The organism is Niallia sp. 01092 (assembly GCF_052318935.1).
Taxonomy (GTDB): Bacteria; Bacillota; Bacilli; order Bacillales; family Cytobacillaceae; genus Niallia.
In genome coordinates, this window is sequence record NZ_JBQRKO010000029.1 from 34,229 (window position 1) to 47,863 (window position 13,635).

Annotated in this window: 11 protein-coding genes; 8 read left to right on the forward strand and 3 right to left on the reverse strand. The window is 36.9% G+C overall.

Going from position 1 to position 13,635, the window contains the following annotated elements; all coding sequences use genetic code 11:
* Positions 1-416: 416 nt before the first annotated feature.
* The 7 genes from ACTXGU_RS20195 to rlmD all read left to right on the forward strand — a co-directional run bounded on the left by ACTXGU_RS20195 (position 417) and on the right by rlmD (position 7,378).
* On the forward strand, positions 417-962 hold the full coding sequence (locus tag ACTXGU_RS20195) for an RNA polymerase sigma factor (protein WP_443483336.1): 546 nt from the start codon (positions 417-419) through the stop codon (positions 960-962).
* Positions 959-1,432 (forward strand): hypothetical protein, encoded by a 474-nt coding sequence (locus tag ACTXGU_RS20200; protein ID WP_443483324.1) that lies wholly within the window; start codon positions 959-961, stop codon positions 1,430-1,432. The genes ACTXGU_RS20195 and ACTXGU_RS20200 overlap by 4 nt, the downstream gene beginning before the upstream one ends.
* Positions 1,432-2,520, forward strand: a complete 1,089-nt coding sequence (locus tag ACTXGU_RS20205) for a hypothetical protein (RefSeq protein WP_443483325.1) — start codon at positions 1,432-1,434, stop codon at positions 2,518-2,520. The genes ACTXGU_RS20200 and ACTXGU_RS20205 overlap by 1 nt, the downstream gene beginning before the upstream one ends.
* Before the next feature lie 530 nt (positions 2,521-3,050).
* Positions 3,051-3,980, forward strand: a complete 930-nt coding sequence (locus tag ACTXGU_RS20210; protein WP_443483326.1) for a LiaI-LiaF-like domain-containing protein — start codon at positions 3,051-3,053, stop codon at positions 3,978-3,980.
* 275 nt (positions 3,981-4,255) lie between these two features.
* Positions 4,256-4,516, forward strand: a complete 261-nt coding sequence (locus ACTXGU_RS20215) for a hypothetical protein (RefSeq protein ID WP_443483327.1) — start codon at positions 4,256-4,258, stop codon at positions 4,514-4,516.
* A gap of 136 nt (positions 4,517-4,652) precedes the next feature.
* Positions 4,653-5,588 carry a diacylglycerol kinase gene (locus ACTXGU_RS20220; RefSeq protein WP_443483328.1) on the forward strand — a complete coding sequence of 312 codons (936 nt, stop codon included), beginning with the start codon at positions 4,653-4,655 and terminating at the stop codon, positions 5,586-5,588.
* A 419-nt stretch (positions 5,589-6,007) separates the two neighbouring features.
* Entirely contained in the window at positions 6,008-7,378 is a 1,371-nt protein-coding gene (gene rlmD, locus ACTXGU_RS20225) for a 23S rRNA (uracil(1939)-C(5))-methyltransferase RlmD (RefSeq protein WP_443483329.1), read from the forward strand.
* 123 nt (positions 7,379-7,501) lie between these two features.
* On the opposite strand, the gene ACTXGU_RS20230 is transcribed toward rlmD, so the two are convergent.
* Entirely contained in the window at positions 7,502-7,804 is a 303-nt protein-coding gene (locus ACTXGU_RS20230; RefSeq protein WP_443483330.1) for a DUF5634 family protein, read from the reverse strand.
* A gap of 192 nt (positions 7,805-7,996) precedes the next feature.
* On the opposite strand from ACTXGU_RS20230, the gene ACTXGU_RS20235 reads away from it, so the two are divergent.
* Entirely contained in the window at positions 7,997-10,024 is a 2,028-nt protein-coding gene (locus ACTXGU_RS20235; protein ID WP_443483331.1) for a methyl-accepting chemotaxis protein, read from the forward strand.
* A gap of 456 nt (positions 10,025-10,480) precedes the next feature.
* Here the strand turns inward: ACTXGU_RS20235 and ACTXGU_RS20240 are convergent, their stop codons facing one another.
* Positions 10,481-12,148: a DUF6044 family protein gene (locus tag ACTXGU_RS20240; protein ID WP_443483332.1), complete on the reverse strand. Its 1,668-nt coding sequence runs from the start codon at positions 12,146-12,148 to the stop codon at positions 10,481-10,483.
* Between the two features lie 143 nt (positions 12,149-12,291).
* Complete coding sequence (locus tag ACTXGU_RS20245; RefSeq protein ID WP_443483333.1) at positions 12,292-13,425, reverse strand: DUF418 domain-containing protein; 1,134 nt, start codon at positions 13,423-13,425, stop codon at positions 12,292-12,294.
* Positions 13,426-13,635 lie beyond the last annotated feature (210 nt).

Here is a 13,635-nt window from a genome sequence, read left to right on the forward strand (position 1 = left end):
TGAACATATTAAAATAGGAAGTTGTCTTCTTTTTAATACATGATAAGATATTATAGTATTTTATAAACTATTTCATGTTGAATTGTTCTTATATTTTAGGCTGTTTACTCAAAGTTGGTTGTTTTTTTAATGAGAGAAGAAATACTCAGCAGACTGAATACACGTAGACTCCTGTGGGAATGCGAGAAAGACGAGACCCCACAGGAGCGTATGCGACGAGGAGGCTCGACGCTCGCCCACGGAAAGCGAAGTGTATTCAGGCTGCGAGTTTAAAAGTAACATTCTATACGAAAACAGTCATCATTTAAATAATAAAAACTTTCTCTCCTTACAAAAAAATTTTATTTTACTGTAGGGGTTTTGTTATGTATATCGTCTATTAGTGTGTAAGCTGGTTTGGAGAGGGGGAGAGAAGAATTAGTGATCAAGATCTTATTGAAGAAATTATTGCCGGAAATGATCATGCGTTTCGATTATTAGTGGAAAAATATCGACATGATTTGTTTCGGACTATATATAGTGTTTTGAAAGACCAGAAGGAAGCAGAAGATGCTGCACAAGAAGTGTTTCTCAAAATTTATACCTCTCTCCCCAAATACGAGAACCAGGGCTTCAAAACATGGATAACAAGAATAGCTGTTAATCATGCCATTGATGTCAAACGAAAGCAGCAAAGAAGAAGAGAAGATATTTCAGAAGTTGTCGAACTGGATTTACACTATACAAATAAAGAAGAGGTAGAAACAGTAGTTGTCAATCGACAGCGACGGTTATTAGTTCGACAAAGATTAGAAGAACTGCCGGACAATTATCGGGATGTTATTTATGGTTATTATATTGCCGAAAAAAGCTATCAACAAATGGCACGAGAACAAAATGTACAAGTGAAAACGATTGAAACAAAGCTTTATCGGGCTAGAATATGGATGAAAAAGCATTGGAAGGAGGAAGACTTTTTATGACAACACATTATTCTTTTGAACAATGGCTGAAATATGTAAAGAATGAGTTAGAAGAGCATGAACGAATTCTTTTAGAAGATCATCTTTATACATGTGATCAATGTCTCGATATATATGTAACTGCTGTAGCTGAACAAGAAACGGTGCTTCCTACCATTTCGGATGAAACTGCTTTTACCGACCAAATTATGATGCGAATTTCCAATGAAGAGGCAGAAACAAAGCTAGAGGTAAAGACAAAAAAGAGACGGAGGTTTTATCACTCCACTATTTTTCAATATACACTAGCAGCTGCGGTAACATTAATTCTGATGTCTACAGGGGTTTTTCAATCGATTATTCAACATACAGAAAATATTCAAAAAGCAGAAATACCAACCAAAAAAGAGGCTGTAACCGTTGGATTTGTGGATAAAACTTTTTCTTGGATGGATGAACTAGAAGGCAACATAAAGGAGGAAAAGAAGTAATGAAGAACCCGATCGTCGCATTTATATTAGCGTTTTTTCCGGGAGGTGGGTTGTTTTATATCGGGCAGAAGCTGAGAGGATTTTTGTATGGTTCTGCTGTTTTTGGATTGGCATTGTTTTCTATTATGCTAGCAGCATCTTCTATGGATGAGGAAGTTGTCATTTTTATCGTATTTTTTGGTTTTGTTATTTATTGCATCAGCATCATCGATACTTGCATCACAACAAGCAGGTATTTAAAAAGAAGATTGCCTGTTGAACAACAAAATGAAAATGGAGAAACGATTCTCGTAAATACAACAGAGTCAGATCGTTTTTATACGATTGTTTTATCCTTTGTACCAGGTCTTGGTCATTTTCAATTAGGGTTGATGTATCGTGGGATCACGTTGTTGAGCTCTTTCTTAGGACTGGGAATGATGGTGTTTTTTGTTACCTTATTAACGGGTAGAAGCGAGTTTTTAATATTTATCGCTATTCTTCCTATTATATGGGTATATGGATTTTTCGATGCGATGCAGCAATTTACAAAGAAGCAAAATGGAGAAGAATTAGTCGATCAAACCATTTTTCAAGACTTAGAAAAAAATAGAGAAGAAGGCAAAAAAAGCAAAGCCATTGCTACTTTTTTATCAATTTTCCCTGGTGCAGGACATTTATATTTAGGATTGCAGCAGCGTGGAATTCAATTAATGGCAGCATTTTTATTCTCGATCTTTATTTTAAATGAATTGCGATTAGGAATCTTTTTATTTTTGGTTCCATTGATTTGGTTTTATAGCTTTTTTGATGGACTGCAAAAAGCGTCAAAAGCAGGAGAAGATGAGCCGTTGCAAGATACACCAGTCATCTCCTATTTAATTAATCACCAGAAATGGATTGGTATAGGGCTTGTTTTATTAGGTGTATATTATTTATTTGTGAATATAATTTTGCCTGGATTAGCACCAAAAATACACGTCTTATATGGCATTGATCTGCAGTTTTTATTTTACCATTACTTCCAGACAGGAATTGTTTGTCTCGTTCTAATATTAGGCGGCGGCCGTTTATTAATGGGCAAGAAAAAAGTGAAGCAGGTAAAATAGATAAAGGTTTAAGAAGGCTGTTTTCTAAAAGTTTGTTGTTTTTGAAACACTGAGCAGCCTGAATATACGTAGACTCCTGCGGGAAAAGCGAGAAAGACAAGACCCCACAGGAGCATAGCGAGGCCACTGAAGTGTTTTATTATATAAATTATAGGTAAAACACTTATATTTTAGTAGGATAAAAATGGTATAGGGAGTTTGAAAACGACCATCATGTTGGTTAGGAGAGGCGTCCGCACGACTCCTGCGGGATTAGCGAGAAAGACGAGACCCCACAGGAGCAAAGCGACGAGGAGGCTCGGCACTCGCCCCGCGGAAAGCGTGCGGTAAGCCTCGGAAAACCGAACGCAAACCTCTAAATGCTTGATTTTCACTATCTATATTTCATAGCATCCACTTTTCTAGTGTCCTCAGCAAAGCGACGAGGAGGCTCGGCACTCGTCCGCGGAAAGCGAAGTGTATTGAGGCTGCGGGGTAAATAACAACAATCTATACGAAAAGAGCCTAAATGAAACAAGGGGGGCAAATAAATGAGAACTTGGCGTGTTGGTACATTTTCGATGGGGTTATCACTGCTATTTCTCGGAATTTTTCTGTTATTATCGCAATTTTTACAGTGGGATATAACAACGGTGCTGAAGGTTTGGTGGCCGGTTATTTTAGTGGTGCTTGGCGTAGAAATACTGCTTTATCTATTCACTTCTAAACAGGAAAAACCATATTTAAATTTTGATCTATTCAGCATTATTATTGTTGGCATAATAGGAACGGCTGGTATAGCGATTGTATTTTTACAGTCAACTGGGTTGATAACTGCTATGCAAGAAGAATTTAACAGAGAAGAAGTAACGATGGATTTACCATCATATGATTATAAAATAAAGAACAATATTAAAAGAGTGGTCATTGATACAGAAGGGCAAAGCAGCCCCTTATCAATAGAAGGAACAGATGATAATACCGTTTCCTTATTTGGTACATACCGGTCAGTTAATGCGGATAAAAAAGTAATGATTAAAAAAGCACAAGATTATGTATTAGTAAATGAAAAAGGAGATACCGTTTATGTAAATCTAAAAGATTTACCGATCCAATCAAGGGGCTTTTCTTCTTCTTATTCTACGATTCAGTCAACCATTCTTATTCCAAATAATATAAAAGTTGAAATTGTGGGAGAAAATGATGAATTAACGGTTAATCCACGCAATCTTCGAACAGATTGGAGTATTTCCAATGCATCATCACTTAATCTGAATCTGGCTGATACAGAAAATGTGCAAGTAAAGGTGAAAGATACTGAGATTTTAGATAGTGAAAGCGAAAAATGGAAAAGTGAAAATAAAGATGAAGCAGACGAAAACGAACCGAATATACTAGCAGAAGCAAGCTATGTAAAAGGCAAAAAAAATGCCACAATTAACATTGTAAACAGCGGTAGTTTAGAGGTAACAACTGAATAAAAAATAGTAAAAAATCTGTTTTTATGCAGATTTTTTCTTTGTACTAATAGCATGAGCAGTGCAATTTTAGTCATTCAAAGAGATTAATCAAACGTTTGTTTAAATCAAACGTTTGATTAATTGTTTTTAATAAGAAAAGAAAAGTTCTTTTAACTTAGAAACTTCAGCGTAGGCGTACAGGGTGATCAACTACCGGCGTTGCTAAACGCTTGGAGAAAGGGCTTATAAAGGACAAAATAAAGTAAAAACACCAGGTTTTGTCCTTGAGAGAGCTTATGAAGGACAAAATAAAGAAAAAAGCACAAGTTTTGTCTTTGAGAGGGTTTATGAAGGACAAAATAAAGAAAAAGCACCAAGTTTTGTCCTTGAGAGAGCTTATGAAGAACAAAATAAAGAAAAAGCACCAAGTTTTGTCTTTGAGAGAGTTTATGAAGGACAAAATAAAGCAAAAAGCACTAAGTTTTGTCTTTGAGAGAGTTTATGAAGGACAAAATAAAGCAAAAAGCACTAAGTTTTGTCCAAAAATAATAGGTTGAGAAAAGAAGTAGAGGGGCATAATGGGGAAGAATCATTGTTGAAAAGCTACTAAATATTGCCTAAAGATGTAGTTATCGTTTATGATGTTAGATGGTATAGTATGGATCGAAATCTTGAAAAAATAGGATGATGGTTATGAAACGTGCAAGAATTATATATAATCCTACTTCAGGTCGTGAAGCGTTTAAAAAGCATTTATCAGAAGTGCTAAAAAAATTGGAGAATGCAGGATATGAAACCTCCTGCCACGCAACAGTAGGACCTGAAGATGCTACAAAAGCAGCAAAGATTGCAGTAGAGAGGCGTTATGATCTTGTAGTTGCAGCTGGCGGAGATGGCACCATTAATGAGGTGGTGAACGGGTTAGCTGAACAAGAATACCGTCCAAAACTAGGAATTATTCCTGTCGGCACTACAAATGATTTTGCAAGAGCTTTACATATTCCAAGAGATATAGAAGCGGCTGCAGATATCATTGCAAAAGGTGATACGATTCCAATGGATATTGGTCGAATAAATGATAAATACTTTATTAATATCGCAGGCGGCGGTCATTTAACAGAGCTGACATATGAAGTGCCGAGCAAATTAAAAACAATGCTTGGGCAGCTTGCTTATTATTTAAAAGGAATTGAAATGCTGCCATTTTTAAAGGCAACAACGGTTAAGATTGAATACGATGGAAAACTATTTGAAGGGGAAGTTATGCTCTTTTTAGTTGGTTTAACGAACTCTGTCGGCGGGTTTGAGAAATTAGCACCCGGTGCGTCTATCAATGACGGATTGTTTTCTTTGCTTATCTTGAAAAAAGCAAATCTAGCAGATTTTATTCGCATTGCTACCCTTGCTCTTCGCGGAGAGCATGTAAATGATCCGAACGTTATTTATGCAAATGCCAATCATATAAAAATTACGTCCAATGAAACGGTGCAATTAAATCTTGATGGTGAATTAGGCGGAATGCTTCCTGCAGAATTTGTTAATTTATACCGACACTTTGAGGTGTTTGTTCCGATTAACGAAATTCGCGATGAAGACAACCCTGAAAAAACTAGAATGATTGAGCAATAATAAATGGACAAGAATGGGCTATTCTCCAAAATAGCTCATTCTCTATGTAAAAAAGATCCCACTGTTTCTTCAACAAAGTCCTTCCCAAAAAACTTCCTGTAATCAATTAGCTTTTTTATGGTATGATTTACTTTTGTAAACGATTGTTATAATTTTTTTATTGTCTCTTAATTTAGGAAAGGCTGTTTTCGTATAGATTGTTGCTTTTAAACGCGCAGCCTGCATACCCTTCGCTTTCCGTGGGCGAGCGACAAGCCTCCTCGTCGCATTCGCTCCTGCGGGGTCTCGTCTTTCCCGCATTCCCACAGGAGTCTACGTGTATGCAGGCTGCTAAGTACTCTTCTCCCATGTTTTTATGTAATAAACAACAAACTTTGAGAAAACAGCCTTAGGAAAACAATATGTAAAGGAAGAAGCATATGAGTCGAACATTGCCTGTTCAAAAGAACGATATAATAGATATAGTATTTGAAGATTTAACACATGATGGCTCCGGAGTGGCAAAGGTAGATGGATACCCTTTATTTATCCCCAATGGGTTGCCTGGTGAAAAAGCTACCGTTAAGGTGGTTAAAACAAATAAAAATTACGGATTTGGCCGTCTCTTAGAACTGAAGGAAAAAAGCCCATATAGAGTAGAAGCTCCATGTTCTATTTATAAAGAATGTGGAGGCTGCCAGCTTCAGCATTTAAGCTATGAAGGACAGCTGCAAATAAAGCATAAACAAGTCCAAGATGTTTTAACGAGAATCGGAAAAATTAATACAATTGTTCACCCAACCCTTGGCATGAATGAACCTTGGCGCTACCGAAATAAAGTACAAGTTCCTATTGGTGAGCAAGAAGGCGGACTGATTGGCGGTTTTTATCAACAGCGTTCCCATCAAATTATCAACATGGAAGAATGTCTTATTCAACAAGAAGAAAATGATGTTGTCATCAAAAAAGTAAAAGCAATCTGCAATAAATATGGCATACGTGCATATGATGAAAGCCGCCATAAAGGCGATTTGCGTCATATTATGGCAAGACGTGGATTAGTGACGGGAGAAATTATGGTTGTACTAATTACCCGCACAAATGAAATGGTGAATAAAATTAAAATTGTGGATGAAATCGTAAAAAGCATCCCTGGATTAAAATCCATTATCCACAATGTGAATAACAAAAAAACGAATGTGATTATGGGAGAAACAACAAAAGTGCTTTGGGGCGAAGAAACGATTACGGATTATATCGGAGAAATTAAATTTGCGATATCTGCCCGTTCCTTCTATCAAGTAAACCCAGAGCAAACAAAGGTTCTTTATGATAAAGCGCTCGAATATGCAGGCTTACAAGGAGAAGAAAGCGTTATTGATGCTTATTGCGGCATCGGAACAATCTCGCTTTTCCTTGCCCAAAAAGCAAAAAAAGTATTCGGTGTCGAAATCGTTCCACAAGCAATAGATGATGCCAAAAGAAATGCAGAAATAAATGATATCCACAATGTGGATTTTTCCGTTGGCGAAGCAGAAGTAGTTATCCCCAATTGGTATAAAGAAGGAAATGAAGCAGATGTGCTAGTAGTCGACCCGCCTCGAAAAGGCTGTGACGAAGCACTGCTGCAAACAATTATTAACATGAAGCCAAAAAAAGTAGTCTACGTATCCTGCAACCCCGCGACATTAGCAAGAGACTTGCGTATTTTAGAAGACGGAGGCTACACAACGCTTGAAGTGCAGCCTGTGGATATGTTTCCGCAGACGATGCACGTGGAATGTGTTGCACAACTCGCTTTAAAAATGTAACGAAAAAATACCTCCTGCTAAATTAATATTAAAATTTTGCAAAGGATTTTAAACAGGTAAAGGGAAGAGGTCGTTTTTTTATTCTTCCCTTACTTTATATTATAACGAAAAAGGTAGAGGCTTTTAAATTTCGCGAAAAACACTTTCTAAATCATTGTATCCCCTAACATCTTCCTCTTTTGGATCATCTGTTTCTACCGTCCACTCTTTCTTAATAGGGCTTAACCCTCCAGTATTGTTTTTTATATATGGAATATGGATATGATAGGTTTTGCCGTCTTTTTTAACTGTATAACCAATATAGTATTGATCAGCTTGTCCCTCTTCTTCAAAAATACCGATATTTTCTATACCGAATTTATTAATATAAATTTCAAATGACTGTTGTAATTCATTAATAATTTGTTCTCGTGATAAAAATTCCATCCATTTCGCCCCTTCTTAATAAATCATAATATCTTATTATTAATATGTCTTTCTTTGTTTTTATATAAACATATTAGGTGAAATTACCGATAAATAAGAAGTACATATAGTTGGGATAATCACTCAAAATATAGGAGCATTAATACATCCAAATTTATAGGAAATTAATCATCATTTTAGGAGGGGCCATAAATGAACCGACAAAGTATTTCAACAAAAGTATCCCTTGTTTTATTTGTAGCAATTGCAATAGTTCTCTCTGTTGCTGCTGTAATTGTAAACATGTACACCAAGAATATTTTGACTCAAAATATTGAGAAGGAAGTATCCGTTGAGAGTAAATGGATTGCTGATCAGATCAATAATTTTTTCGAGGAAAAAGGGCAGCTAGTGGATCAAATTACGAGTAATCAAACAGTACTTCATTACCTCAAGACAGCAAAAACACGGGATGAAGCGTTAACGAACTCATATTATAAGGATATGAATCAGTCACTAGAAGCGATTAAAGGCATGGACCCGGATGTGGCAATGGTCTGGGTAGCGAGTGAGAAAGGGAACTTTTTAACGGGGACAGGAAAGGTTCTGTCAAGTCCGGACTTTGACCTTTCTGAACGTCCTTGGTATAAGCCAGTAAAGGATGCTGAAGGCGTATATTACACGGAACCATATATGGATCAAGTCTTCGGTAAAGTAATTATGAGCGTAATGAAGGAAGTAGAGGTCAATAATGAGAAGGTAGGTATCGTAGCCATTGATCTATTCTTAGACTCCATTCCTTCCATAATGGAGCCATTTAAAATTGGAGAAACAGGCTACAGTATATTGCTAGCACCTGACGGCAACGTAATTTACCACCCAGATAAAGACTTCATTATGAATAAGCCTCTTACAAGCCAAAACGGTGATATCGGAGCGATTGCGAAAAAAATGATAGAGGGAAAAAATGGATTAGAAGAGGCCAAGCTTGGCAACGAACAGTATTACATAGGATATGAACCAGTTGAGTCCGCTGGTTGGTCTGTTGCAACTACAGTAACGCAGGATGAAGTATTTGCACCTTTAAAGAGTATGACGAAAAATCTCTTAATCTATTTCATTATTATAGTGGTTATTCTCGTAGCAATTACTTATTTTCTATTAAAGTATACGTTGAAAAATCTTTCTAATATGTCTGAAATAATCAAAAAGATTACGGCAGGAGATTTGACGCACCGCCTTGATATTCATTCTAAAGATGAATTAGGTCAAGTATCGAATGATTTGAATGGTATGTTGAATAATTTGAACGGACTCATTCACACAGTACAGGACAATGCAGCACAAGTGGCTGCTTCCTCTGAACAGCTAAATGCGAGCGCTGATCAGACTGCTCAGGCAGCTCAAGTAGTAGCAGGTACAATTGATTCGGTAACAGAAGGAACTTTAAAACAAATCAACAGTACGAGTGAAGCTGCTGAAACAGTGGTAACAATGTCTGAGACGTTTCAGATTGTCTCCGCTGATTCAGATATGGTTGCTAGAAGTTCTGAAGAAGCTGTTCAAAAAGCAAAGATTGGGGAAGAAGCTGTAGTTTCAGCTATGACTCAGATGGAAACAATCAAACAAACTGTAAATGCAGCGGCAAATATTATCGCAAAGCTAGGAGAACGGTCCAATGAAATTGATCAGATTGTTAATACAATTTCTGATATTTCCAATCAGACAAACTTGTTAGCTTTAAATGCTTCGATTGAGGCATCGCGTGCAGGTGAGCATGGAAAGGGCTTTACCGTTGTGGTCAATGAAGTGAAGAAGCTTGCCGAACAATCGAAACAGGCAGCAGGTCAGATTGGGGACTTGATTAAAGAAATCCGGACGGATACAGACCTTGCAGTGAATTCTATTAATAGTGGTACACAAGAGGTGGAAAAAGGTTCGAATGTTGTCCAAACAGCTGGTGTGACATTTAAAGATATAACCTCCATCGTTTCACAGGTCTCTCAGCAGATGAAAGATATTTCTTCATCGATCAAGCAGATATCATCGAGTACAAATCACATCGTTGAAGCAATAAAAGAGGTAGATGAGATTGCCCACTCTGCTCAGGGAGACTTTGAAAATGCAGCAGCTGCAGCTGAAGAGCAGACAGCTTCCTTTGAGGAAATTAGCTCGGCGAGTCAAGAATTGTCGTCTATGGCATTAGAGCTTCAAGAGGCTATTTCCAAATTTAGAATTTAAGCATACGAGTGTCTTAACCCTAGTGCGGTAATGCTATTATGCACTGGAGTCAGGTACTATAAGGAACTGTTAAATGATAATGTTGTTTATAGGAAGGGAATCTGCGAGCCTCTTGCGGAAAAAACGGGCTGGCAAGACCCCGCAGTGAGGAACGAGCGAGGAGGCTTGTCAGTTCGTCCGTGGAAAGGGAGTGGATACCCTGACCTTTTGAAAAGGCTGTTTTCTCAGAGTTTGTTGTTTTTCACATAAAAAATGGGAGAAGAAGTGCTCAGCAGACTGAATACACGTAGACTCCTGTGGGAATGCGAGAAAGACGAGACCCCACAGGAGCGTATGCGACGAGGAGGCTCGACGCTCGCCCACGGAAAGCGAAGTGTATTCAGTCTGCGAGTTTAAAAGCAACAATCTATACGAAAACAGCCTTTGAAAATCAACAATGGAATTTAACAGAGCCAATTATAAAGCCTCATACAAATAAATTTTCCATGCAGAAGATTTTGATTCAAACACTTTTTTTAGTGTTAGATTGTTTTCGTTGGCGTTGTCTATTGGAACAGCAGAAAAAATATATTTGCCTCCCATTCTTTTAAAAGGCTCGATATTAAGTTCAAGATTCTCCAGCCTTTTTTTAGAGCTTTTCTTAAACATATAATGTTTCCCAAGCTCATCCGTAAAAATATAGCAGCGCCCACCCCATTCATCAAAGTAGGTACGAATCGTTTTATTTTTATCAAGTTCTTTTTCTATTATTTTTCTAAACTCATGTTTATAGCTTAAAGGGTAAAAATTATTGTAGCTATCAAGCGTGTAAAAGCCGTTATATTGAGCAATCGCTGGATGGATTCCAATACTTGCTACACGATAGCTTTCCTGCGGCATCCCTATGTACTCTTTCATCTCTTGGAATTGTTCTTCTGCAAAAAATTGTTTGACAGTAGGTTCTTTATGAAAAATGATTTCTTCATTAAAAAGTAAACCCAATGCAATTTGAGCAGCAACTAAATAAAAGGTAAGTTTTCTCCATCCATGAAACCAAATGATTTTTAAAGAAAGAGCAAACATAACATAAATAATCAAAGGTTTTAAAAAATGATATCTGGCAAAATTAAACGTATCCAAAAAATGAAAGCGTTCTGTCAGCGGAAGCCAGCCTTTGTAGAACCAAAAAGCATACCATGCTGATAAAGCAAGGTTTAGCCAAAACAACCATACAAACACTTTTTCCTGCTTCCACAGTTTTTTATAAAAAACTAAGTATAAAGCGATTAATAAAGCAGGTAAAATGAATAGTGTGTGAATCGTCATAACATGGTTATGTCCTAAAGCAAAGTTTTTCAATGTGAGTCGGAGGCAGTGAAAAAAAGATAATCTTGCATGAAAGTATTCATCTCTGCTATTAGGCTCATCATCAAAAAGAAACGAAGAAACAAGCCGATACTCTACCAGTAAATAAATCAATGACATATAAACAATGGATAGGAAGAAGCGAAGATTCCATCCTTTTCCTCTCATTACATCCACAATCCAAAATATTCCCATTCCGCTTAAGAAAAAGAAAAAGCCTAGAACAATACTCGAATAGAAGGGCAAAAGAGTTAAGGTTAAATAATTTACCCAAGATTTTTCCCCTTTGCGAATATTGAGAAATGCCCATAATGCTAATGGCATTCCGAGTGTACTGAGCATGCCGGATGGCCAAAAAGGAGTAAGCGCCAATGATAGAGCAGCCCCAATTCGAATGAATCCCCATTCGCTTTTAGGCAAAAAATGCTTTTTTAATAGAAGATACATGCCAATAAACGCGACAATACGTGTAATAAATTGACTAAGTGCATAAGCAGTCATGGTTGGAAATAAGGCATATAGCCATACAATTAAGCTAAATTCCGTTCCAAAAGCATTTCGGGGTAATCCATTTATGATTTGAGGAATGGTTGCATCAACCGGACTAATGATTTTTCCGCTTTCAGCTAATACCTTATACCACGCTAAGTTTGAGTCTAAGTTATCGTGTACGCGAATATGAGCATTTTCTCCTAGGATAAAAAGGGGCGATACACATAAAACAATAACAAGAAAAGCAAAGAACAATAGTCTTTGCTCTATTTTTTTATTTAAAAACACACTTTACACCTCAAAAATCTAATTTTTAATAATAAGATTTGCAATAATAACACAGCCTATTTTGAAGGTAGATGCGGATGCCTTTGAAAGAGCGATTCATAAAAGAAATATTGTTAATTAACGACTTTTTCCAGATCCTTCGTTTATAAAGGCTGAACTCTTCTATATGTCCCCATTCTCCATAGCCATTCAAGTGGGCCAAATTGGAATTGCGATAGCCACCACTTACTTAAAAACATTTGCAACGCATAAAAAGCAAGACAATAAATAGCGGATTGCCATAGCGTAATTTCAGCCGTATTATCAAATAATAGAGCGAATAATGTTGTAGTCACAACGGTTTGGCCTAAATAATTAGTTAAAGCCATTCGACCTACGTATCCAACAGGAGCCAAGAACGTCTGCCATCTTTCTTTTTCAAGTAATAGTAATAAAGAAGTGACATAAAAGATCGACAACGTTTTCCCGCTTGTTACCACATAAACATAGTTTTCCGACGGATTGTAGCTTGTTGGAGTAAATTGGACAAAAAGCATAATCCAGCTTGGGATGGTTAAAAGGAACGCGATGATCTGAATCGTGCGGATGTTTTTTCTTAACTCATTTATCCGCTGAAAAAGCTCAATTTTTCCTACAAACAAGCCTAATAAAAATAAACCTAAAATCTCTGGAAAATAAACAATGTTAGCAGGGATACCGTATATTAAAAAAAATTGAATTCTAGCATACGCTTGTTCTAACCAGCCATCAAATTGATTAAAGGCTGGAACGATCGAGTCGACAGATTCGGTTGTCTCTACGAGTGAACCTAATATAGTAATTAGCTCAGATAGCACCAACAGGACAATCGACCAGATTAAAATCGTTTTTGGATTTCGTTTATAAAAAAGCAGCAGCCAAAATCCTGTGAAGGCATATGTATTCAAAATATCTCCATTCCAAAAAAAGCTGATATGAATCAAAGCAAATAAGAGTAAAATGACTAACCGCTGTGAGAATAATCGATACATTTTTGCTCCTCTTTGTTCAGCACGACTCATAAAAATCCAAAATCCTAATCCAAATAAAAAGGAAAAAATAACATAAAACTTCGTTTGCACAAATAAATCGTAAAATAGCCGCAGATAAGCATCGAAACCGTTGTAGCTTCGTTCCTCTAAAAATAATTCCATTCCGAGCATAGTGGGAATATTAACAAGGAAGATTCCTAAAATAGCAAAGCCGCGCAGCACATCAATAGACTTAATGCGCTGCTCTTTACTAACAGATAAGTTCATACACATACTCCTTTCGTATTTCTCTTCCATTATAGTGGATTTTTGGAACTTACAGGTAGTTAAATTTAACTTTCCTTTTACAATATGCTTTCAGTAAGGCTGTTTTCTCAAAGTTTGTTGTTTTCACATAGAGAAGAAGTATCAGCAGACTGAATACACGTAGACTCCTGTGGGAATGCGAGAAAGACGAGACCCCACAGGAGCGTATGC